We start from the raw sequence: 17,791 nt of genomic DNA on the forward strand, positions 1-17,791 counted from the left end.
CCGAGCCATCCTTGATCGACCTCAATCAATATCGAATGAGGCGTAGCTTTTCTGCGCAGCATTCCGTACGCGAGGGAATGCGAGCGCGTTCGCAACATGCTTGACCGCTGATGGGGCACCGGCGACGCGGCGCCCCCACGGAGCTATGTCCGCTCTCTGGCCTGCGCGATGACGACGTTTCCGACCGACATGGAGGCGCGAAGCAGTCTTTCAGTGATCGAACCTTCTATGTCCGCTTCGGGCCGAAAGCAGCAAAGCTCTGCCACCGCGATCGAACCATATCCCGGCCCGCCTCCCCTCAGCCGGCCGCTCCGCATTTCGACAGGATATCGTCGACGACGGAGGCGAGCGGCCGGGTGGCGTCAATGCTCGTCGCATCCGTGGGAGTGTCTTCTTTCGTTGCATGCACCCGTAAGACCAGGTCTTGTTCGTCCGGTTTTCCGCCGAACTCGTCTTCAGCCCTGCCGGCAAGCCGCCTCTTCAGCGTCTCCGGATCGACGTCGAGAACGAAGACCCCGTCGAACAGATCGATGAAGCGATGGAAATTCCGCGAGCCGCCGCAGAAGAAGGAGATCGGGTGGCTCTTATCCGCCACGAGCGATTTGACCTTGTCGAGATGCCAAATGTGGTGCCTGTGCCGAAAATTTATATCCAGACTATTCTGGCCATGCTGAGAGCTGACAAGCGCCTCGCCCGTCCGGGGGTCGCCCTGATAAGCCAGTTCACGGTCGCCATGGACGACGTGGTAACCGCGCCGCTGCAGTTCGGTGGCGACCGACGTCTTGCCGGTCCCGGAAACGCCTTCGATCAGATAGTTCCTGATGCCCATTTCGCTCTCGTTCGATGAACCGCACGCTTTTCAATCATCAAGCTGGAGATATCAACTTGACGGCCCATCACCGCGGGTGAGCGCCATGATCGCATCCGTGGTGATGCCCTTCCCGGCATGTCCGCGAAGCTGCTCGAAGCGGCCCGCCGGCTTTTCCCTGTGGGCGCGCGTCAGCATCACGCTGCCATCTGCCGCCCTGTGAAAGTCGACCCTGCTTCCAGGCGTGATCCCCAGGAACTCGCGAACCGCTTTCGGGATCGTCGCCTGCACTTTTGCCGTCACCGACGTGCTCACGATCGCAATCCCGTAATACCGCCTCACAATCAGATATTACTTTTTGCCTTCGGTTCAAAGTTCGGCTCATCCGCGTGAAGCGGAGGATGATTATCAATGACAACCGATACGCCTGATTGTCTTATTCTCGCTATGATGGATATTTTCGCCTTCCTGAACGCGGCGCTCTCAATACCCGCCTGATGCTATCAGGCGATTGCCGGCCGGAATGGATAAGAGTTTAAAATATTGATTTTTATAAATTTCATAAACCAGCTCCAGGGTAACGATCAGCATACTCTCACTTCCAACCCGCCAAACATTGCTATTTGTCAAATTCAGCGAGTACGGTACGGGAACGCAGAAAAGCAACCCTTCATTGTGATTTCCTGATTCCATGCGGCGTTTTATCCTATCTATTTAAAGGGGCAGACATGAGCGGCAGCGTCGTCGACAGGAACGCAAAACTCTTTGCGGGCGCAAGTCTCGCGGCGCTGGCCCTGCAATGCTGTCTCTCCTTCCCCGCGTCGGCAGGTGATTACACGGCCGGCGACGCTACCGACTTCTTTAACGAGGTCACGGCCGCCAATGCCGACGGCGATGCCAGCGCGACGATCACGCTGACTGGCGACATCACGGGACCGATCACCACCCTGCCCGCTATCACGAAGCCGATCAGCATCAATACCAACGGCTTCACCTTGTCCAGCCTCACGACATCGACGACCAACGGCAAGACAGTGACCTTTTCCGGCACGCTGGTCGGTGTCGCCGGTAAACAGGGATTTTTCTTCAATAACGTCATCACCCCTTCTTCATTGATCAACAATGGCTCGATCACCGGCGGCCTCAACGGAGGCAGCAGCACGAGCGCAGGCATCCAATTCGCCGGACCGGGCTCATTCACCAACTACGGGACGGTGACCGGCGGAGCCAGTACGGGCGCGGCCACCGGCGGCCACGGAATCGCGGCGACCCGAGCGCTCGCCATCACCAATTATGGGCTGATCCAGGGAGGAAGCAGCGTCGCAGGTGCCGGCGGCGTGGGAGTCAATCTAGGCGGGTTTGCGACAGCGGCGAACCCGGCCTCCCTGATCAATAACGGCACGATCCGCGGCGGCAATGGTGTCACCACGACAGGCGAAGGCGTGCATATTGTGATCGGCGCCACACTTCTCGAAAATAACGGCTTGATCGCGGGCGGCAGCAACTCCCCGGCGATCGGTGTCCAGCTCCCGAACGCCCTGATCGTCAACAGCGGAACCATTCAAGCCGGCGGCGCCGACGCCATCCACATGAGCAACGCCGTATCCAATATGACCCTGGAACTTCACCAAGGCTCCAAGATCATCGGCAATGTCATCGGCAGCGCCACGCTGACGGATACGCTCCGGCTCGGCGGCACAGGCAGCGACAGCTTCGATGTCTCGTCGATCGGCGCTGCCGCGCAATACCAGAATTTCGACACGTTCGAGAAAACCGGCACCAGCACCTGGCTGCTAACGGGCGTCGGCACGGCAACGACCAACTGGACGATCTATGACGGCACGCTGCTGATCGGCGACCACAGCGCCGCTTCGAGCGTCATCGGCGACATCACCAATTTCGGCACGCTCGGCGGCAGCGGCACGATATCAGGCGACGTGACGAGTTCCGGCACCGTCGCCCCCGGCAATTCGATCGGCACGCTGACGATCGCGGGCAACTTTACCGGCAATGGCGGCACGCTCGATATCGAGACCGTGTTCGGCGGCGACGCCTCACCGACCGACCGTCTCGTCGTCACCGGCAATACCGCAGGCACGACCGATGTTCGCGTCACCAATCTCGGCGGTGGCGGGGCGCAGACCGTCGAGGGCATCAAGATCGTCGATGTCGGCGGCAGCTCGGCCGGCAGCTTCTCGCTGCTCGGCGACTATGTGTTTCAGGGGGATCAGGCCGTCATCGGCGGCGCCTACGCCTATCGGCTCTACCAGAACGGCATCTCGACCCCGAGCGACGGCGACTGGTATCTGCGCTCGACGCTCATCGATCCCTTCGGGGCGGTGATCGGCCCCATCTATCAGCCGGGGGTTCCGCTCTACGAAGCCTATCCGCAACTGTTGCTCGCCCTGAACGGATTGCCGACGTTGCAGCAGCGCCTCGGCGACCGCTACTGGCAGGAGGACGCCGCCACCGCAGCGGCCAAGGGGCTCGACAATGTCTGGCTGCGCACCGAGGGCATGCATGCAAGCATCGAGCCGGACAAAAGCACGACCCTCGACAGCTACGATTACAACCTGTTCAGGCTGGAGGGCGGTCTGGATGGCGAGCTCTATCAGGACAAGGGCGGCCGGCTGATCGGCGGCCTGACCGTCCATTACGGCACGGTCTCCGGCAATATCGACTCCCTCTACGGCAATGGCGATATCGACACGACCGGTTTCGGACTCGGCGCGACCCTCACATGGTATGGCGACAACGGCCTCTATGTCGACGCGCAGAGCCAGGTCACCTGGTATGACACCGACCTCAAATCCGATCTCGTCGACGGCGCCATGGAGAGCGGCAACAACGGCTTCGGTTATGCGCTGAGCTTCGAGGCCGGCAAGCGCTTTGCAGCCTCCGGGCCATGGTCGATCACGCCGCAGGCCCAGCTCGTCTATTCCTCCGTCGACTTCGACACGTTCAACGACCGCTTCGGCGCGCGGGTCTCGCTCGATGACGGCGACAGCCTGATCGGCCGGCTCGGCGTGGCGCTCGATCGCGAGGAAAGCGTCCAGCGGGCTGACGGCCAGACGGCACTGGCGAAGGTCTATGGCATCGCCAATCTCTACGGCGAGTTCCTGGATGGCGTGGCGGTCGATGTCTCCAGCACCGGTTTCGAAACCAGGAACGACCCCGTCTGGGCCGGCCTGACGCTAGGCGGCTCCTACACCTGGAACGAGGAACGCTACTCGCTCTATGGCGAAGTCGCCGCAAAATCCTCGTTGAAGGATTTCGGCGACAGTTACGCCATCAGCGGAACCGCTGGCCTACGCGTGAAGTGGTAAGTACGGAAGCGTGGACGTGTCGCAGCACGCCCCGTCGCCTCAAAGCGTCTTGCCGCAGCACTTCCGGCGGGGCTGCGGTCATTGCAACAGCGCGAGGGAAGACAAAGCGATGATGGAAAGCCCGCCGAGCGCGGCCACGACGCCGAGCGACGTGGCGATGCCCAGATTCTCCATCGCGAAGGCCAGCACGAAGGGCGCCAGGGCGGACAGGATCAGCCGCGCCGCCATCATCTTGCCCTGCAGCCTGCCGTAGCCCTCGCTGCCGAAAAGATTAAGCGGCAAGGTGCCGGTGACAATGCTGAGCAGGCCGTTGCCCATGCCGAAAATGATGGCGAAAACCATGGCGCCCGGCACGGACGGGGCCGAGAACAGCAGAACCAGCACGCCGCCCGGAATGAGCATCGCCGCGATGACGGCCAGATGGAGCGGCGGCAGGTTCTTGCCGAAGATCATGTTGATCAGCCGGCTGCCGACCTGCGACGGCCCGAACAGCGTGCCGACAAGCGCGGCCGTTGCGCCAAGCCCAAGCCCCGAGAGCAGCGGCACCAGATGCACCAGCATGGCAGAGCTCGACAGCGACATTAGCGAGAAACCCGTGACCATGATCGCAAAGCCGAGCCGGCGGCGTCGCGGCGGCAAACGCCCCGCCACCTGCGGGGCGGCGGCCGATGCGACGGCCCTGCGCGCGGTTCCGCTGCGGGACAGCCACGCGTGAACAGGCAGGCAGATGGCAAGGTTGAGGACGGCGAACACAAGATAGACGTTCTGCCAGCTGAGATGTGCATGCAGCGCCGTGGTGATCGGCCAGAAGATCGTCGAGGCGAAGCCGGCAATCAGCGTCAGATAGGTGATGCTGCGGGAAGCGACCTGCGGCCGGATCTGCACGAGCAGCGCAAAGGCAGCGCCATATTGAACGAGATTGGCGGAGACCTCGATGGCGATTAGCGCGGCAACATAGGCTGCCTTGTTAGGGGCAAGAGCGCAGGCGGTCAGCGCGACAGCCGCCGCAAGGGAGCCCGATGCCATCACCCTGCCCGCGCCGATCCTGTCGAACAGCACGCCCAGCCATGGCGCCGTGAGGCCGCCGACGAGAAGAGCGGCAGACAGCGCGCCGAAGACCCATTCGCTCGACCACGAAAACTGCGTGGCCATGTCGGGAGCGAGGATGCTGAAGCTGTAATAAAGCGTGCCGTAGCCGATGATCTGTGTGACGCCGAGCGCGGCGACGGCAGCAAGCGGAACGCGTTCACTCATATGGATTTCAGGCTCACGCGTTGCTCCAGTTTCTGAGCTTCTTCCTTCCGCTCGCTGTAGCGATCGGTGAGATAGCCGGACGCGTCGCGCGTCAGCCATGTGAACTTCACCAGCTCTTCGCAGACATCGACGACGCGATCGTAATAGGATGAGGGTTTCATGCGGCCGTCGGCGTCGAATTCCTGGAATGCCTTCGCCACTGACGACTGGTTCGGGATGGTGATCATCCGCATCCAGCGGCCGAGGATGCGCAACTGCCCAACCGCATTGAAAGACTGCGAACCGCCGGAGACCTGCATGACGGCGAGCGTCTTGCCCTGCGTCGGCCTGACGGAACCGACCGACAGCGGAATCCAGTCGATCTGCGCCTTCATGATGCCGGTCATTGCGCCGTGGCGCTCGGGGCTCACCCAGACCTGACCTTCGGACCATTGCGACAGGTCGCGCAACTCCTGCACCTTGGGATGCGACACGGGCGCATCGTCCGGCAGCGGCAAGCCTTTCGGATCGTATATGCGCACTTCACAGCCGAAATGTTCGAGCAGCCGCCCCGCCTCCTGCGCAAGCAAGCGGCTATAGGAGACGGCGCGAAGCGAGCCATAGAGGATCAGGATGCGCGGCTTGTGCGTCGAGAATGGAGGCCGCAGCGCCCCGAAATCGACCTGACGCAGATGTGTCGGCGAAGCGGCTGGCAGATCAGACAATGCGCTTGCCCTCGGCATCGAGCACCTTCTCGCCGTCTTCCTTGGCGAAAGCGCCCTTGTGGGTATCCGGCAGGATATCCAGAACCACCTCCGAAGGACGCGCGAGGCGCGTGCCGGAAGGCGTGATGACGAAGGGCCGGTTGATCAGGATAGGGTCTTTCAGCATGGCGTCGAGCAATTGCTCGTCCGTCAGGGATGGATTGTCGAGGCCGAGTTCCGCATAGGGCGTGCCCTTTTCGCGGATCGCCTGCCGCACAGTCAGGCCGGCATCGGCAATCATCTTCACCAGCTCTTCGCGGCTCGGCGGGTTTTTCAGATATTCGATCACGGTTGGCTCGATGCCGGCGTTCCGGATCATCGCCAGCGTGTTGCGCGACGTGCCGCAGTCGGGGTTGTGGTAGATCGTTACGTCTGTTGTCATGGGGTGGGTTCCGTCTCTGTGAGGGTGTCGGGATTGCGGGCGTCCATCAGCAGCCAGCCGGCGAACATCAGCGCCAGCAATGCGCCGACGACTTCCGCGACGATGAAGCCCGGCAGATCGATCGGGCGGATGCCGGAGAATGTGTGCGTCAGCGATCGGGCAATCGCGACGGCCGGATTGGCAAAGGACGTGGATGCCGTGAACCAGTAGGCGGCAGTGATATAAAGGCCGACCAGCCATGCCACGGCATCGACGCGGAAGCGGACGCCTGAGAGGATGACGAAGACGAGGCCAAAGGTCGCCGTCACCTCCGCCAGCCATTGCGCGCCGCCTGACCTTATCGTGCCCGAAGCCTGCAGCAAAGGCAGGGCGAACATGCCGTGCGCGAGCATCGTGCCGGCAATGCCGCCAAGGATCTGCGCAGCGATATAGGCAGGAACCGAAGCGGCCGGCAATTCGCGGCGCAGCGCAAAGACCAGCGAGACGACCGGATTGAAATGCGCGCCCGATATCGGACCGAAAACAGTAATCAGCACGACGAGGATCGCGCCCGTCGCCAGCGTATTGGCAAGCAGCGCCAGCGCCGTATCATCCGTCAGGCCGTCGGCCATGATGCCCGAGCCGACGACGGTCGCCACGAGAAGAGCCGTGCCGATGGCTTCGGCGGCCAATCGCCGTGACAGCGGAAATGTCTGCGCGCTCATGCCGGCAGGCTCCGGAGCATCAGGGCGGCGGATGCCGGACACAGGCTTGCAGCCTGCCGCGTCGTCAGGATGGCCGCAGGCGCGTCTTCGCGGGCGATGGAACGAAAACCGAGCGATTGAAAGAAGGAGGCGGCCGTTTCCGTCAGCAGATAGGCAGCGGTCGCGCCGTTCCTGTGGGCCTGATCGAGCAATCCGAGGGTGATTGCATGGCCGAAGCCGAAGCCCCGCTGATCGGGCAGCACGACAATGGAACGCAGGAGTGCGACCTCGCCATGGAGTTCCAGCCCGCCGAAGCCGACAGTCTCGCCGTCACGCGAAAACCGGTAGAAGCTTCGGCCGGCATCCGTCAGATCATCGACCGGAAGCCCGGCGCCCGAAAGTGCGGCGCGAAGGCCGCCGTCATGGCCTTCCAGGGCCTGCTGATTGAGATCGGAACCCATCAGCTTGCCTTGGGCTGCTTGATGCTGGCGCCTTCCATCGTGCCGATCTGGCGCAGGTGCGTTTCCAGCGCGAGCTTGTCGATCGACGCAAGCGGCAGGCTGACGAAGGCCATGATGCGGTTCTTCAGGAAGCGGGCCGCCTGGGCGAAGGCGCGGCCAATCTCCACTTCGCTGCCTTCCACGGCGGCCGGATCCTCCACGCCCCAGTGAGCAGTCATCGGATGACCGATCCAGACGGGGCAGGCCTCGCCGGCAGCGCTGTCGCAGACTGTGAAGATGAAATCCATCTCAGGCGCACCCGGTTCTGCAAATTCATCCCAGCTTTTCGAGCGAAAGCCCGTTGTCGGATAGCCCAGCGCCTCAAGCTCCTTCAGGGCATGCGGATTGACCTCGCCCTTCGGCTGGCTGCCGGCCGAATAGGCCTTGAAGCGGCCTTTGCCTTCCGTATTCAGGATGGATTCCGCCAGGATCGAACGGGCCGAATTGCCCGTGCAGAGAAAGAGCACATTGTAAACGCGGTCAGTGGTCATTGCAGTTTCTCCTCCATTTTAGGGGTGCAGCAGGCCGCGACCTCAGCGGCAGGCGCACAGATTTCCGGGTGACCGGAGCAGCAGTCTTCCATCAGGAAGCGAACAAGGCCTCCGAGCGCTTCATAGTTCGCCGTGTAGATGATCGAGCGGGATTCGCGCTGTTGCGCGATCAGGCCGGAGCGTTCGAGTTCCTTCAGATGAAAGGACACATTCGATGGCGAGACTTCGAGCTTCTCCGCAATCGCGCCGGCCGCCATGCCGTCAGGGCCGGTGACGACAAGCATGCGAATGATGTGCAGTCGCGTTTCCTGGGACAATGCGCCGAATGCGACGAGGGCTTGACGTTGATCCATATTTCAACAATCCTTGAATCATTGAATCATTGAATCATTGAAACGAGGATTAGCGCAAATGAACGCCATCGACAACAGCAAAATGCAGAAGGACGATATCTGCCTCGGCGACCTGATGGGCGTGCTTTCGGCAGCCAGGGATTGCCCGCTGATTTTCTATTACGACGGACGGCCGGTGAAGCCGGGCTATCACGTCACCGAGGTCAAGGCAGGCCAGTTCTCGGCGCTCGACTGCGGCGCCAACCCCGAGGCCTGGACGGAGATTTTCATTCAGCTCTGGGACATCGACGAGGATGACCGCACGCACATGCCTGCCGGCAAGTTCTACGCCATCATCCGCAAGGTTACCGAGCACGTCAAACTCGACGATACCGCCAGGCTGACCTTCGAAGTCAGCGACGGTGTGCAACCGATGCAGCTCTATTGCGCGGCGATGCCGACGCTCCGCGCCGGCGCAGTGCATGTGGAGCTCTCGCCACGACACGCAAGCTGCAAGCCTCGTGACCGGTGGCTCGCCGAGCAGGCGCAGTCCGCCGCCTGCCGCGGATCGGCGACCGCTGCCAAATGCTGCGTCCAGCCCTGACGACCGCTTCGGGCCGCCTCGAAGACATCGTGTATTCGGCTTGTCCGAGGCGGCATGCTCGCGCCGGAGAACTGCGGCTGATCTGGTTCGCACCCGAGGAGGTCTTTCGAAAATGCGACCGCACTCAATCTTACCCCGGCGTGTCGAGCTGCGCAGAGGCGGTCTGATCTCGCGTTGGGACGCGGGCTTAACCGATCAGCGCCATTGCTCGATATCCGTGTGTACGAAGTCGTCGCCCTTGAAGAGCAGAGGAGCCGACAGGCTCTTGGCGAGAGCGTAGGCGGCGCAGTCCGCAAGATTAAGCCGAGCTTTGGAGTGAATGCCCTTGCCGAACCGCCCGAAGGATTCGGAGGCTCTCCGCGCCTGATCCTCATCGAAAGGTGCGACGGTTATCTCATTGGCAGCAAGGAAAGCCCACAGCGTTACCTCACCCTCCGGGCCTCTGCGACTACGCAAGACAACGGCGGTTTCATGTGCGTTGACGGCCGAGATCACGAGACTATCTGCCTCGCGGATCGCGCGAGCGTAAAGGGTGGCGTCGCTTTCCTTTTCGAGGATTGCGAGGATTGCCGACGAGTCGACTACGATCATGGGTCGTTGAGATCGCCGGCGATCTCTTGTGGGGAACGCGGATCGAGCAGCGGTAGGGCCGTGATCTTTTCGCCGACAGCAAGCATTTGCTCCACGGTCATCCGGCGGCGCCTGGGCTGCGGCTCCTCGGAGACACCGAGCGCCTTGGCCTCGCGTTCGAGCGCAGCGCGGATCAGGTCTTCAGGCTTGCGGCCGACACGCGCTGCAAGCCTGCGGGCGAGCTGTTCCGTATCGTGGGTAAGGTGCAGCATGATCTTTCTCTAAAAACTCGACGTTGGATATCATATTCCGAGAGATGCAAACAAGCGACTGTATTGAGATCGGAGGGCCGACACGGCTGCGCGCAGCATGCACCGATGGGATTTCTTCGCGCAGCACTCGCGGAAGCCAGGGACGCGATATGATCACCGAGCCAGCGCGAGCCGCCGCCGGTTATCCTCCTAACTCGGCCCTACCCTCCAGCAAACTCTCCGCCCGCGAACACCTCCGCAAGCACCCGCGTCCCCCTATCCGCCTCCCCCTCCGAAAGCCCTGAGAACCCGAACAGCAACCGCGACCGATCCGTTGAGACGACGTTCATGCGCGACAGCGGCATCACCACCACGCCCTTATTCAGCGCCGCAGCGGAAACCGCGGTGTCGTCGTCCCAGCCGCCGGTGCTCCGAACCGTGAGATTGATGCCCTGATCCGGCAGCAGCACCGCCACATGCTCCGCCAACCGCTCCCCCAGAAACCCTGCCAGCATGTCGCGCGAGGCCCGCAGCCGCTCCCTGAGCCGCCGCAGATGGGCCGGAAAATAGCCCTCCTCCAGGAAATCGGCGATCACCCGCTGCTGGAAGCTTGGCGGGCAGCGGTCGACGGCGGGGCGCACGGCGCGGAAGGCGGGCACGAGATCGGCGGGGACGACGAGGTAGCCGATGCGCAGGCTCGGCAGCAGCGCCTTGCTGAAGGTGCCGGTGTAGAGAACGCGGTTTGCCTTGTCGAGGCCGTGCAGCGAGGCGATCGGGTGGCCCTGATAGCGGAATTCGCTGTCGTAATCGTCCTCGATGATCCAGCAATCGTTCTCCTCGGCATAGGAAAGCAGCCCGAGCCGGCGCGACAGCGACAGCACCGAGCCGACCGGATACTGGTTGGAGGGCGTGACGTAGAAAGCGGCGGGCGGCGGCAGCGTTCCGTCCAGCAGACGGGAGATATCGATGCCGTCAGCGTCGACCGGCAGTCCGACGACCTCGATGCCGTTCAGGACGAGGCATTGCCGCGCCGGCGGATAGCACGGATCTTCGACGACGGCTCTATCGCCCGGCGTCATCAGCACGCGAAAGGCAAGGTCGAGCGCCTGCTGCGTGCCCGCCGTTATGAAGATCTGCTCGCGCGCGCAGCGCACCCCGCGCGAGACGGCGAGATGCGCACTGATCGCCGCCCTGAGCCGCAAGTCGCCCTGGATGTCGCCATAGCCTTCGAAAGCATAGTTCATATGCCTGACGGCGATGCGGTTCAAAAGCCGCGCCGTACGCTCGTCATGAGCGATACGGCCGGTGACGAATGGCAGCGCCTGCTGCGGCTCCAGGCTCGGCCCGCGTGTCAGGATATTGGTGGCAGCGACTGAGACGCTGCGCCGGATCGGTTGCGCGCTGGCGGCATCCGCGGGATCGATCCGCGTCGCACCCTCGGGAATGGACGAGGCGATATAGGTGCCGGAGCCATGGCGCGCCACGGCAAACCCCTCTGCGATCAGGATCTCATAGGCCTCGGCGATGACGCCGCGCGAGATCGCCCACTCCGCCGAGGCAAGCCGCGTCGAGGGCAGCCGCTGCCCACCCGTCAGCCGCCCCTCGGCGACGGCGTTTCGCAGCGAGAGGTAGAGCTGCCGCGGCAGCGGCGCTGATGACGACGGATCGATACCAGGCCGGAAAGAAGCCGAAGGCGCTTCGCGTCTTCTCCTCAGCGTCATGAAGGCTCCCCAATATCAGGTTCAAGTGGCCCACGCGCGATAAGCGAAGTGGATCTTCAAAGTCACGTCAAAATGCATTTAGATCGAGCCACTTTCAAGCCGGATTCGCAATCGCAATGCCCAATGGAGACGACATGAACCAGCCAAAGCTCGCCGTGCCCTATTTCAGCCAGTGGGAGTCACCCGAAATGACCCTGCCCGTGCTGGCCGAAGGTGCGACAGCGCTTCACCGTGATCCGCTCTGGAAGAATTCCGGCGCCGAGACTGTGGAGGAATATGCGCGCTGGGCGGTGAATATCTGCGGCATGGCCTGCCTGAAGATGATCCTGGCCGCCCGCGGCGAGGCGCATCCGATCCTGTCCCTCGCAAGAGCCTGCACCACCTATGGCGGCTATGTCGTCAATGAGGCCGACGCCTCGATCAAGGGGCTGATCTACGTGCCCTTCGTCACCTTCGTGCGCGAGCGCTTCGGGCTTTCGGCGGATGTGAAGACACAGGTGCCGGCGGAAACCATTGCCGAAATCCTCTCCTCCCATCGCTTCTTCATCGCCTCGGTCAGCAGCGCGATCCGCTGGCCGGAGCGCGAGCCGCCGGGCAAGGGCGGCCATCTTGTTCTGGTGACGGCGGCCGATGAAGACAGCGTGCGCTTCCACAACCCGTCCGGCCACGAGCGCGCCACCCAGGCCGATGTCACCCTGCCGCTTGCCGCCTTCGACCGCTTCTTCGCCAACAGAGGCATTGCGGTCAGCTTCTGAAATTAGGAGAATTCCGATGAGCCCTTCCCAGACCAGGCTGCGCATCGCCGTGCTTTTCGGCGGCCGTTCCAGCGAACACGACGTCTCCATCATGTCGGCCACCAATGTGATGCGCGCGCTCGATCCGGAACGGTATGACGCCCTGCCCGTCTTCGTGAGCAAGGACGGCCGCTGGCTGCAAAGCCGCTTTGCCGATGGCGAACTCGAAAAGCCCTCCTCCGGCACCGAACTCTGCCTCGTGCCCGGCGGCCATGGCCGTCTGCTGGCGATCGGCCCCGATGGCAAGGCCACTGAGGCCGGCAGGATCGACATCGTCTTCCCGGTCCTGCATGGGTTGCATGGGGAGGACGGCGCCGTTCAGGGGCTCTGCCAGGTGGCGCGTGTGCCGCTTGCCGGCTGCGGCATCCTCGGCTCGGCAACGGCGCTCGACAAGGATATCGCCAAGCAGCTCCTGAAAGCGGCCGGCCTGCCGGTGGCCCGCTCGGTGACGCTCGATCAGGAAAGCCCGCCTGCGCTGGAAACGCTGGAAGGCGCGCTCGGCCTGCCGCTCTTCATCAAGCCCGCCCGCCAGGGCTCCTCCGTCGGCGTGCGAAAAGTCTCGGGCAGCCAGGAATTCGCCCCCGCCCTGGCGGAAGCCTTCAGCCATGACCGCAAGCTCATCGCCGAGGAATTCATTGCCGGGCGCGAGATCGAATGCAGCGTGCTCGAAGACACGAAGGGCGACCTCTTCGTCTCCCGCCCCGGCGAGATCGCGCCCGCCGAAAGCCATGGCTTCTACAGCTACACCGCCAAATATCTCGATGAGAATGGCGCCGCCCTGAAAGTGCCGGCCGAGCTTCCCGCCGAGGTCGAAAGCAAGCTCCGCGACATGGCCGCCCGCGCCTTCCGGGCGCTCGGCTGCGACGGCATGGCCCGCGTCGATTTCTTCCTGATGGAAGACATGCGCTTCGTCGTCAACGAGGTGAACACCATTCCGGGCTTCACCGATATCAGCATGTATTCCAAGGCGATGGCCGCCAGCGGCGTGGCCTATGCCGAGGTCATCAACCGGCTGGTGGAGCATGGGCTGGCGCGCGGGGCGTGAGCTCTGGCCTTGAGAAAAAGACCCCTCCCCACAGGTGGGGAGGGGTTGGGGCGCCCCACGATGCGATAGGTGTTGCCGCCAACGTCGAAGATAACCTTGTTGCCAGCGACGAAATCTGCTCGCCCCCTACTTCCACGCGGGCTCGGTTTTCTTCTCATAGTCGCCAAATGCCTTCTTCAGCCCGCCCAGCACCTCGGCTGCGGTCTCGAACATGGCTTTGAGCTGCGGCTCATCGACATCAACGATGTCCTCTCGCAAATGGTCCATCATCTCCTGAAGGCGCACCTGCATTTTCTGCGTATGGTGACGCGGATCGCGATCGGCTGCACTGACCATCGGTATTCTCCCATGGCTCGGGTTTCGATGAACCGCCAGTCGGTCTGGCGGCTGCAGGCCGAACGCCTGCCCTCCGGTCTGGTTCCCGATATCCCTCACGCAGCTACAAGGTCTCGACCCGGACGCTATATCCGATGCTGCACGCTTCAGCTCTTCCGCCATCGCCCAGCCTTATCCGTAGGAGGAATTGATATGGCTACTGTCAGCGTTCGTTATATCGTCGACGATGTCGATGCCGCGATTGCCTTCTATACGCAATCGCTCGGCTTTACGCTCACAATGCATCCGGCTCCAGGCTTCGCCATGCTCACCAGAGGCGATCTTCGCCTGCTCGTGAACGCAACGACCGGGCCAGGCGGCGCGTCTCAGCCCATGCCGGATGGACGCCGGCCCGAACCCGGCGGATGGAACCGCATTCAGCTGGAAGTCGACAATATCGAAGACGAGGTCGCACGCCTGCAGAGATCAGGCGCCAGGTTTCGCAACGAGATCGTGGCCGGAATGGGCGGCAAGCAGGTCCTCGTCGACGATCCCGCCGGCAATCCCGTCGAATTGTTCGAGCCACCCAGGAAGTAGCTGAAGCAATTCGGCTCAGGCGGCGCGGCTTGCCGTAACACCATCCCGTGCAGCCACGATCCGAAAGCGCGAAACGATCTCTTCCAGCGCCAGGACCTGCTCGTTGAGCCCCTTGCAGGCCGAATTGGTTTGCGCCGCCATGGCGGAATTGCGCTGGGTCACTTCGTCCATCGCGTGAACCGAGCTGTTGATGTCGCCGATCGCCGAGGACTGCTCCCTCAAGGAAGCGACCACCGCATCGATCAGCTGGCCGACATGCCGGACCCTGGTCTCGATGTGGGAGAGCGCTTCGCCCGTTCGGTTGACGAGCGTCACGCCCGAGCCGACCTGGTCCGAAGATGTCGAGACCAGAACCTTGATCTCCTTGGCGGCATTGGCCGAGCGGGAGGCAAGTTCGCGCACTTCCTGTGCCACGACGGCAAAACCCTTGCCGGCTTCGCCCGCGCGGGCCGCCTCGACACCGGCATTGAGCGCCAGAAGGTTGGTCTGGAAGGCGATGTCGTCGATGACGTTGATGATCGAGCCGATCTGGTCGGACGAACCCTCGATCCGCTGCATCGCCGCGATTGCCTCGCGCATCAGTTCGGTGCATTGCAGCGCGGCCTTGCTGGTCTCATCAGTCATCCGGCTTGCCTCGGCCGATTGAGACGAGGAATTGCCGACGGCCGACGTGATTTCGGCAAGCGCGGCCGATGTCTCTTCGATGGTCGCCGCCTGCTGCTCGGTCCGCTTCGACAGCGCCTCCATGGCGCCGGCAATATCATGCGAAGAATGACGCAGCGTGCTGGTCGCGCCGGAGACGGAATCGATCGAGCTGGACAGCGTATCGACACTGGAATTGAAGGCAGCGCGCAGTTCTTCGTAAGCGGCTGAGAACCTGGTATCGATGCGGAAGCCGAGATTGCCGCGCGACAGTTCATCGAGCGCCCGGGTGAGCGACTGGATCACCTCGTCACGCGCGGCTTCCTCGGAAGCGCGCTCCAGGGCCAACTGGCGTTCGCGGGTCACTTCGGCTTCCTTGGCCCCCGCCTCGCGCAGGTGCGCTTCGCGGCGCTCGAGCGAATTGTTGCGGAAGACGACGACAGCCTGCGCCATCTGGCCGATCTCGTCGCTGCGCTCGGCAAAGGGCACGTCCTGCGAGAAATCGCCATTGGCAAGGCCGCTCATATAGCGCTTCATGCCGTCGATCGGCACGATGGCGCGGCGACGGAAGAAATACAGCCCGGCGAGCAGCAGCAGGAAGGACGCGAGCGAAGCCGCTGCGGCGGCCGAGGTCCATGTCATGATCTCGTCGGCAGCATTCTTCTCCTGCCCCTTGAGATAGGTGTCGGAATTGACCACGAGCTTTTCGACCGCATCCTGATGGTCATGGAAGGCGGTCCTCAGCTTGACCATCGGCTCGGCCGCAGCACCGCCTTTCCCGGTCTTGAGTGCCGGAATGACGTCCTCATCCATCACCTTCCAGAAGATGTCGCCCTTGGCCAGCACTTGCCTGTTGAGCTCGTCCTTGAGCGGCTGCGGCAGGCCTGTCGTCTGCCAATAGGCGCGGCGATCCTCATAGGCTGCCTTCAGCGTCGCGATCTTGGCGAGGTTGGCATCGACAAGATCGGGAAAGTCGTTGGCCTCGTGCGACAGCATGTAGGATTCGACCACGAAGAGCGGCGGCGGAAGGATGTCGGCGATCAGGTCCTTGCCATAGACGATCTGCTCGTAGATCGGCCCGTTGACCTTCAGCCGTTCGAGCGCGGCCTGCTGCAGCCCGAAGGAAGCGAACATGCCGACGGAAACGGCAATGCCCACGACGGCGAGATTTCTGGCAATGGTGAGCTTCATGATCGATCCCCGAAGATGCGGCAAGCCGCCGCTTACGCGCTCGATCCACCTCCTGAGCGAGCACGCTCTCGGAACTTAATATTGCATGGTAAATAAACAGTATCGAATTCGCCTTTATCTTAGACAGAGACAAGGCCGGAAATATTATTTGTCAATTCCAGCGCCGATATCGCTAAAGAACCGGCTTTCTTTCTTCATCGACGGGATATCATACTTGATACCATCGCCACGCTCCTAAACGGTACGCTATCGCCTCACGCAGCAGCGAGTTGAGGCGCGCGCGGCAGCGTGGTTGCAAAGACGACCAGGCCAAGAAGCGTCAGGAGGAAGCCGGCCCAGACCGCCGAGAGAAGACCGAATCCGGCCGCGATCGCCGCTCCGCCGGCCCAGGCGCCGATGGCGTTGGCAACGTTGAGGGCTGCCAGGTTCATGGCGCCCATCAAAGTCGGTGCTTCCGGCGCAAAGCTTGTCAACCTGACTTGGATCGTAGGGATGGCAATCATCATCGTCGTGCCGACACCGAAGAGGCCGATCATCAGCAGCGCGACATTTCCTCCTGATGATGCGAGGACTGCCAGTACGATGAGTGCGCCGCCGAAGCCAACGACGAGCCCCCGCGAAGGGTGGCTGTCGGCGATCCGTCCGCCGATAAGGTTCCCCGCCGTCATGCCGATACCGAAGAGGGCCAGCGCCACCGGGATCCATGCCCTGTCGATGACTGCGACATCGGTCACGAACGGTCCGATGAACGTATAGACCGCGAAGATGCTCGCCACGCCGAGGGCGGCGACCAGCATCATGATCCAGACGGCGCCTCGGCGGAGCGAACTCAGTTCCTGTGCGATCGGCCCGCCGTCCAGCGCCTCGGTCCGCGGCACCCATGCCCAAAGAGCCAGCAGCGCCAGCACACCCGCGCCGGCAACGGCGAAATAGGTGTTCCGCCAGCCGAGGTTCTGGCCAAGAAAGGTAGCGAGCGGCGAACCTATGATGGTCGCAACCGTCAATCCCGTCATGACGAGGGCAAAGGCCTTGCCGCCATGTCCGGGCCCGACGATATAGGAGGCGACGACGGCGCCGGCACCGAAATAAGCGCCTTGGGGCATACCGCTGATGAAGCGGGCGAGCGCGAACATGCCGAGATTGGCGGCAAGCGCCGAGAGCACATTGCCGACGACGAAAAGGCCGAGCAATGCCAGAAGCAGGCTCTTCCGGTTAAATCGGGCGGCAGCGAGCGTGACGAGAGGGGCGCCGATCACCACCCCGAACGCATAGGCGGTGATCGCATTTGTCGCCACCGGTATGCTGATATCCAGGCTTTCGGCGAAGAGCTGCAGAACGCCCATACTGGCGAATTCGGACGTCCCGATGCAGAAGCTTCCAAGCGCCAGCGCAAACAGCGTCAAACCGCGACGCCGGTGTTGCGCCGCATCCGTGCAATGGATTGCCACCGCCCTGCATTGCGGTTCGAAGGCCTTTTGGAACATGTTCAAACTCCTGTGCTGCACAGTTCGGCGGCGGGGCGCAGTGACTTAAAGCGCGTCG

The 17,791-nt window shown here is 62.7% G+C and carries 21 protein-coding genes; 5 read left to right on the top strand and 16 right to left on the bottom strand.

Annotated features, from left to right (window positions below):
• Window positions 1–298: 298 nt before the first annotated feature.
• The 3 genes from ACK9YZ_RS10640 to ACK9YZ_RS10650 form a co-directional block, all read right to left on the bottom strand.
• The gene (locus ACK9YZ_RS10640; RefSeq protein WP_416066558.1) at window positions 299–829 is read right to left on the bottom strand and encodes an AAA family ATPase; all 531 of its coding nucleotides are present in this window, start codon (window positions 827–829) and stop codon (window positions 299–301) included.
• A 51-nt stretch (window positions 830–880) separates the two neighbouring features.
• Complete coding sequence (locus ACK9YZ_RS10645; protein WP_416066559.1) at window positions 881–1,123, bottom strand: AbrB/MazE/SpoVT family DNA-binding domain-containing protein; 243 nt, start codon at window positions 1,121–1,123, stop codon at window positions 881–883.
• A 168-nt stretch (window positions 1,124–1,291) separates the two neighbouring features.
• Entirely contained in the window at window positions 1,292–1,501 is a 210-nt protein-coding gene (locus ACK9YZ_RS10650) for a hypothetical protein (protein ID WP_416066560.1), read from the bottom strand.
• Between the two features lie 35 nt (window positions 1,502–1,536).
• Here ACK9YZ_RS10650 and ACK9YZ_RS10655 point away from each other — a divergent pair, with 35 nt between their 5' ends.
• Window positions 1,537–4,134, top strand: coding sequence for an autotransporter outer membrane beta-barrel domain-containing protein (locus ACK9YZ_RS10655; protein WP_416066561.1), 2,598 nt, complete (start codon window positions 1,537–1,539; stop codon window positions 4,132–4,134).
• 78 nt (window positions 4,135–4,212) lie between these two features.
• Here the strand turns inward: ACK9YZ_RS10655 and arsK are convergent, their stop codons facing one another.
• Genes arsK through ACK9YZ_RS10690 form a run of 7 tightly spaced genes read right to left on the bottom strand, consistent with a single transcriptional unit; the run spans window position 4,213 to window position 8,540 of the window.
• Window positions 4,213–5,388 carry an arsenite efflux MFS transporter ArsK gene (arsK, locus tag ACK9YZ_RS10660; protein ID WP_416066562.1) on the bottom strand — a complete coding sequence of 392 codons (1,176 nt, stop codon included), beginning with the start codon at window positions 5,386–5,388 and terminating at the stop codon, window positions 4,213–4,215.
• Window positions 5,385–6,110, bottom strand: a complete 726-nt coding sequence (arsH, locus tag ACK9YZ_RS10665; protein WP_416066563.1) for an arsenical resistance protein ArsH — start codon at window positions 6,108–6,110, stop codon at window positions 5,385–5,387. The genes arsK and arsH overlap by 4 nt, the downstream gene beginning before the upstream one ends.
• Window positions 6,085–6,513, bottom strand: coding sequence for an arsenate reductase (glutaredoxin) (gene arsC / locus ACK9YZ_RS10670; RefSeq protein ID WP_216758550.1), 429 nt, complete (start codon window positions 6,511–6,513; stop codon window positions 6,085–6,087). The genes arsH and arsC overlap by 26 nt, the downstream gene beginning before the upstream one ends.
• Window positions 6,510–7,217 carry an aquaporin gene (locus ACK9YZ_RS10675; RefSeq protein ID WP_416066564.1) on the bottom strand — a complete coding sequence of 236 codons (708 nt, stop codon included), beginning with the start codon at window positions 7,215–7,217 and terminating at the stop codon, window positions 6,510–6,512. The genes arsC and ACK9YZ_RS10675 overlap by 4 nt, the downstream gene beginning before the upstream one ends.
• Complete coding sequence (arsN2, locus tag ACK9YZ_RS10680; RefSeq protein ID WP_416066565.1) at window positions 7,214–7,657, bottom strand: arsenic resistance N-acetyltransferase ArsN2; 444 nt, start codon at window positions 7,655–7,657, stop codon at window positions 7,214–7,216. Before arsN2 ends, ACK9YZ_RS10675 begins: the two co-directional genes overlap by 4 nt.
• Window positions 7,657–8,187 carry an arsenate reductase ArsC gene (locus tag ACK9YZ_RS10685; RefSeq protein ID WP_416066566.1) on the bottom strand — a complete coding sequence of 177 codons (531 nt, stop codon included), beginning with the start codon at window positions 8,185–8,187 and terminating at the stop codon, window positions 7,657–7,659. The genes arsN2 and ACK9YZ_RS10685 overlap by 1 nt, the downstream gene beginning before the upstream one ends.
• Window positions 8,184–8,540: an ArsR/SmtB family transcription factor gene (locus ACK9YZ_RS10690; protein WP_416066567.1), complete on the bottom strand. Its 357-nt coding sequence runs from the start codon at window positions 8,538–8,540 to the stop codon at window positions 8,184–8,186. Before ACK9YZ_RS10690 ends, ACK9YZ_RS10685 begins: the two co-directional genes overlap by 4 nt.
• 58 nt (window positions 8,541–8,598) lie before the next feature.
• On the opposite strand from ACK9YZ_RS10690, the gene ACK9YZ_RS10695 reads away from it, so the two are divergent.
• A complete protein-coding gene (locus ACK9YZ_RS10695) occupies window positions 8,599–9,123 on the top strand; it encodes a DUF6428 family protein (protein ID WP_416066568.1) in 525 nt (174 codons plus the stop codon).
• A 195-nt stretch (window positions 9,124–9,318) separates the two neighbouring features.
• Here the strand turns inward: ACK9YZ_RS10695 and ACK9YZ_RS10700 are convergent, their stop codons facing one another.
• The 3 genes from ACK9YZ_RS10700 to ACK9YZ_RS10710 form a co-directional block, all read right to left on the bottom strand.
• The gene (locus ACK9YZ_RS10700) at window positions 9,319–9,714 is read right to left on the bottom strand and encodes a type II toxin-antitoxin system VapC family toxin (protein WP_416066569.1); all 396 of its coding nucleotides are present in this window, start codon (window positions 9,712–9,714) and stop codon (window positions 9,319–9,321) included.
• A complete protein-coding gene (locus ACK9YZ_RS10705) occupies window positions 9,711–9,965 on the bottom strand; it encodes a type II toxin-antitoxin system VapB family antitoxin (RefSeq protein ID WP_416066570.1) in 255 nt (84 codons plus the stop codon). Before ACK9YZ_RS10705 ends, ACK9YZ_RS10700 begins: the two co-directional genes overlap by 4 nt.
• A gap of 200 nt (window positions 9,966–10,165) precedes the next feature.
• Window positions 10,166–11,665 (bottom strand): PLP-dependent aminotransferase family protein, encoded by a 1,500-nt coding sequence (locus tag ACK9YZ_RS10710; RefSeq protein WP_416066571.1) that lies wholly within the window; start codon window positions 11,663–11,665, stop codon window positions 10,166–10,168.
• A gap of 134 nt (window positions 11,666–11,799) precedes the next feature.
• Between ACK9YZ_RS10710 and ACK9YZ_RS10715 the strand changes: the two genes are divergently transcribed.
• Window positions 11,800–12,420, top strand: coding sequence for a C39 family peptidase (locus ACK9YZ_RS10715; RefSeq protein ID WP_416066572.1), 621 nt, complete (start codon window positions 11,800–11,802; stop codon window positions 12,418–12,420).
• A gap of 16 nt (window positions 12,421–12,436) precedes the next feature.
• Window positions 12,437–13,504: a D-alanine--D-alanine ligase family protein gene (locus tag ACK9YZ_RS10720; RefSeq protein WP_416066573.1), complete on the top strand. Its 1,068-nt coding sequence runs from the start codon at window positions 12,437–12,439 to the stop codon at window positions 13,502–13,504.
• A gap of 126 nt (window positions 13,505–13,630) precedes the next feature.
• Here the strand turns inward: ACK9YZ_RS10720 and ACK9YZ_RS10725 are convergent, their stop codons facing one another.
• Window positions 13,631–13,840: a hypothetical protein gene (locus ACK9YZ_RS10725; RefSeq protein ID WP_416066574.1), complete on the bottom strand. Its 210-nt coding sequence runs from the start codon at window positions 13,838–13,840 to the stop codon at window positions 13,631–13,633.
• Between the two features lie 192 nt (window positions 13,841–14,032).
• Between ACK9YZ_RS10725 and ACK9YZ_RS10730 the strand changes: the two genes are divergently transcribed.
• Complete coding sequence (locus tag ACK9YZ_RS10730; protein ID WP_416066575.1) at window positions 14,033–14,416, top strand: VOC family protein; 384 nt, start codon at window positions 14,033–14,035, stop codon at window positions 14,414–14,416.
• Window positions 14,417–14,431: 15 nt separating this feature from the next.
• On the opposite strand, the gene ACK9YZ_RS10735 is transcribed toward ACK9YZ_RS10730, so the two are convergent.
• Window positions 14,432–16,249 (bottom strand): methyl-accepting chemotaxis protein, encoded by a 1,818-nt coding sequence (locus tag ACK9YZ_RS10735; protein ID WP_416066576.1) that lies wholly within the window; start codon window positions 16,247–16,249, stop codon window positions 14,432–14,434.
• A gap of 254 nt (window positions 16,250–16,503) precedes the next feature.
• The gene (locus tag ACK9YZ_RS10740; protein WP_416066577.1) at window positions 16,504–17,733 is read right to left on the bottom strand and encodes an MFS transporter; all 1,230 of its coding nucleotides are present in this window, start codon (window positions 17,731–17,733) and stop codon (window positions 16,504–16,506) included.
• Window positions 17,734–17,791: the final 58 nt, after the last annotated feature.

The sequence above is a fragment of the Rhizobium sp. ZK1 genome, from assembly GCF_047782645.1.
Taxonomy (GTDB): Bacteria; Pseudomonadota; Alphaproteobacteria; order Rhizobiales; family Rhizobiaceae; genus Rhizobium.

What these genes read in the sequence shown, in the direction of transcription:
- ACK9YZ_RS10675 (WP_416066564.1), bottom strand. Translation starts at nt 7,217, where the DNA reads ATGAGCGCGCAGACATTTCCGCTGTCACGGCGATTGGCCGCCGAAGCC.
- ACK9YZ_RS10695 (WP_416066568.1), top strand. Translation starts at nt 8,599, where the DNA reads ATGAACGCCATCGACAACAGCAAAATGCAGAAGGACGATATCTGCCTC.
- ACK9YZ_RS10715 (WP_416066572.1), top strand. Translation starts at nt 11,800, where the DNA reads ATGAACCAGCCAAAGCTCGCCGTGCCCTATTTCAGCCAGTGGGAGTCA.
- ACK9YZ_RS10650 (WP_416066560.1), bottom strand. Translation starts at nt 1,501, where the DNA reads ATGGAATCAGGAAATCACAATGAAGGGTTGCTTTTCTGCGTTCCCGTA.
- arsK (WP_416066562.1), bottom strand. Translation starts at nt 5,388, where the DNA reads ATGAGTGAACGCGTTCCGCTTGCTGCCGTCGCCGCGCTCGGCGTCACA.
- ACK9YZ_RS10690 (WP_416066567.1), bottom strand. Translation starts at nt 8,540, where the DNA reads ATGGATCAACGTCAAGCCCTCGTCGCATTCGGCGCATTGTCCCAGGAA.
- arsC (WP_216758550.1), bottom strand. Translation starts at nt 6,513, where the DNA reads ATGACAACAGACGTAACGATCTACCACAACCCCGACTGCGGCACGTCG.
- ACK9YZ_RS10710 (WP_416066571.1), bottom strand. Translation starts at nt 11,665, where the DNA reads ATGACGCTGAGGAGAAGACGCGAAGCGCCTTCGGCTTCTTTCCGGCCT.
- ACK9YZ_RS10720 (WP_416066573.1), top strand. Translation starts at nt 12,437, where the DNA reads ATGAGCCCTTCCCAGACCAGGCTGCGCATCGCCGTGCTTTTCGGCGGC.
- arsN2 (WP_416066565.1), bottom strand. Translation starts at nt 7,657, where the DNA reads ATGGGTTCCGATCTCAATCAGCAGGCCCTGGAAGGCCATGACGGCGGC.
- ACK9YZ_RS10725 (WP_416066574.1), bottom strand. Translation starts at nt 13,840, where the DNA reads ATGGTCAGTGCAGCCGATCGCGATCCGCGTCACCATACGCAGAAAATG.
- ACK9YZ_RS10685 (WP_416066566.1), bottom strand. Translation starts at nt 8,187, where the DNA reads ATGACCACTGACCGCGTTTACAATGTGCTCTTTCTCTGCACGGGCAAT.
- ACK9YZ_RS10735 (WP_416066576.1), bottom strand. Translation starts at nt 16,249, where the DNA reads ATGAAGCTCACCATTGCCAGAAATCTCGCCGTCGTGGGCATTGCCGTT.
- ACK9YZ_RS10640 (WP_416066558.1), bottom strand. Translation starts at nt 829, where the DNA reads ATGGGCATCAGGAACTATCTGATCGAAGGCGTTTCCGGGACCGGCAAG.
- ACK9YZ_RS10655 (WP_416066561.1), top strand. Translation starts at nt 1,537, where the DNA reads ATGAGCGGCAGCGTCGTCGACAGGAACGCAAAACTCTTTGCGGGCGCA.
- ACK9YZ_RS10705 (WP_416066570.1), bottom strand. Translation starts at nt 9,965, where the DNA reads ATGCTGCACCTTACCCACGATACGGAACAGCTCGCCCGCAGGCTTGCA.
- ACK9YZ_RS10700 (WP_416066569.1), bottom strand. Translation starts at nt 9,714, where the DNA reads ATGATCGTAGTCGACTCGTCGGCAATCCTCGCAATCCTCGAAAAGGAA.
- ACK9YZ_RS10740 (WP_416066577.1), bottom strand. Translation starts at nt 17,733, where the DNA reads ATGTTCCAAAAGGCCTTCGAACCGCAATGCAGGGCGGTGGCAATCCAT.
- ACK9YZ_RS10730 (WP_416066575.1), top strand. Translation starts at nt 14,033, where the DNA reads ATGGCTACTGTCAGCGTTCGTTATATCGTCGACGATGTCGATGCCGCG.
- arsH (WP_416066563.1), bottom strand. Translation starts at nt 6,110, where the DNA reads ATGCCGAGGGCAAGCGCATTGTCTGATCTGCCAGCCGCTTCGCCGACA.